Here is a 1701-nt window from a genome sequence, read left to right on the forward strand (position 1 = left end):
CGGTTCGGGCGTCGATCCTCTGCACCGGCCCCGGGTCGAGGCTTGACATGCCGAAGCGCGGTGACCTGCCCCCCGGAAGTTCCCTCGCCGTGATGTAGAGTCTGCCCAACCTGAAGGAGCAGACGACATGAGGAAGAGCCGTTTCACCGAGGCGCAAATCATCGGGATGATCAAAGAGCAGGAGGCTGGCTTGCCGACCTCCGAGCTTTGCCGGAAGCACGGGTTGAGCCCCGCAACCTTCTACAAGCTGAAGGCCAAGTATGGTGGGATGGACCTGTCCGATGCCAAACGCCTGAAGCAGCTCGAGGACGAGAATGCGAAGCTGAAGCGCCTGTTGGCGGATGCGATGCTCGACAACGTCGTGCTCAAGGATCTCCTGGGAAAGCCCTGACGACGCCGATGCAACGGCGGGACGCGGTGCTGCGGGCGATGAAGGATCATCTGATCTCTCAACGCCGGGCCTGCGTCCTGATCGGTGTCGATCCGAAGACGGTGCGGCGCGAGAGGCCGCCGGACAACCCGGAGATCCGTGAGGAGATGCACAAGATTGCTGAGAAGCGCCGACGCTTCGGCTATCGGCGCGTCGGCATCATGCTGGAGCGCAAGGGCATGATCATGAACGAAAAGAAGCTCTATCGGATTTACCGCGAAGAGGGGCTGTCAGTGCGCCGCCGTCGTGGCCGCAAGAGAGCGCGCGGAAGCCGAACCTCGATGCCGATGCCATTGCGCCCGAACCAGCGCTGGTCTCTGGACTTTCTGTCCGACACGTTCGGGGCCTGCCGCAAATTCCGCATCCTGGCCGTGAACGACGATTGCTGCCGCGAGAACCTGGCGCTGATCGCCGACACGAGCATCTCGGGGGCTCGGGTGGCGCGGGAACTGGATGCGCTGGTCAGGATCTACGGCAAGCCCGCTTGCATCGTCAGCGACAACGGAACCGAGTTCACCAGCAAGGCCATCCTGAAGTGGGCCAACGAGAACGGCGTCGAATGGCACTACATCGACCCGGGCAAGCCACAGCAGAATGGCTTCATCGAGTCATTCAACGGTAGCCTGCGCGACGAATGCTTGAATGAGGAGATCTTCGACAGCCTGGCCGATGCCCGCCGCAAACTGGCCCTCTGGCGCTACGACTACAACAACGTCAGGCCGCATTCCTCGCTGGGCAACCAAACGCCAGCAGAAGCGCGCCGGGCGCTAGAGCAATCTGAGGGCTCCGCGCCCGGCGCGCTTGCCCAACCCAAAACCGACAACTATCAAACCCAAGGACTCTCGTTATGAACGAGGGACGACCGGGGGGCAGGTCAGCGGCGTTGCGGGCAGCAGGACGAAGTCACCCACCTCAACCACGACCGGCTCTTGCCCCGCGACGGTCAGACGACAGCTCCCCTCGATCATCGCTGCAAAGGCGGGGCGGCCGAACTCGGTGTATTCGACGGCCCAACGACCGGCGCCGGTAATCCCTTTCGAGAACACGGCCTGCGGGCGCAGCAGTTCGATCACCTGAGCAAGCGGATCAGACATCCAGGACTTTCGCAAAATCAATCAGGACTTCTGATTGATGATCATCCAGATCATGCGGGTTACATCCCTCCTGTCAACCAATACCACAGGAGATCACATTGAACATCATCCTCATCACCGGCGCCTCGTCTGGCTACGGGCTTGAAACGGCCCGCCATTTTCATGCCAGGGGCTGGA

General features: G+C 61.7%; 2 protein-coding genes. One reads left to right on the forward strand and one right to left on the reverse strand.

Translation table 11 applies throughout. The annotated features are described in order from the left end of the window. The first annotated feature begins 127 nt into the window (after positions 1–127). Positions 128–1281, forward strand: a protein-coding gene (locus BMX43_RS17550) for an IS3 family transposase (RefSeq protein ID WP_091303463.1) whose coding sequence is annotated in 2 segments (ribosomal slippage) — positions 128–377 and positions 377–1281 — 1155 coding nt in all. Because the reading frame shifts where the segments join, the coding sequence is not laid out codon by codon here. Here the strand turns inward: BMX43_RS17550 and BMX43_RS17555 are convergent. Next, positions 1276–1524: a cupin domain-containing protein gene (locus BMX43_RS17555; RefSeq protein ID WP_245749527.1), complete on the reverse strand. Its 249-nt coding sequence runs from the start codon at positions 1522–1524 to the stop codon at positions 1276–1278. The genes BMX43_RS17550 and BMX43_RS17555 overlap by 6 nt on opposite strands. Between the last annotated feature and the right edge of the window lie 177 nt (positions 1525–1701).

The sequence above is a fragment of the Gemmobacter aquatilis genome (assembly GCF_900110025.1).
GTDB lineage: Bacteria > Pseudomonadota > Alphaproteobacteria > Rhodobacterales > Rhodobacteraceae > Gemmobacter > Gemmobacter aquatilis.

What these genes read in the sequence shown, in the direction of transcription:
- BMX43_RS17555 (WP_245749527.1), bottom strand. Translation starts at nt 1,524, where the DNA reads ATGTCTGATCCGCTTGCTCAGGTGATCGAACTGCTGCGCCCGCAGGCC.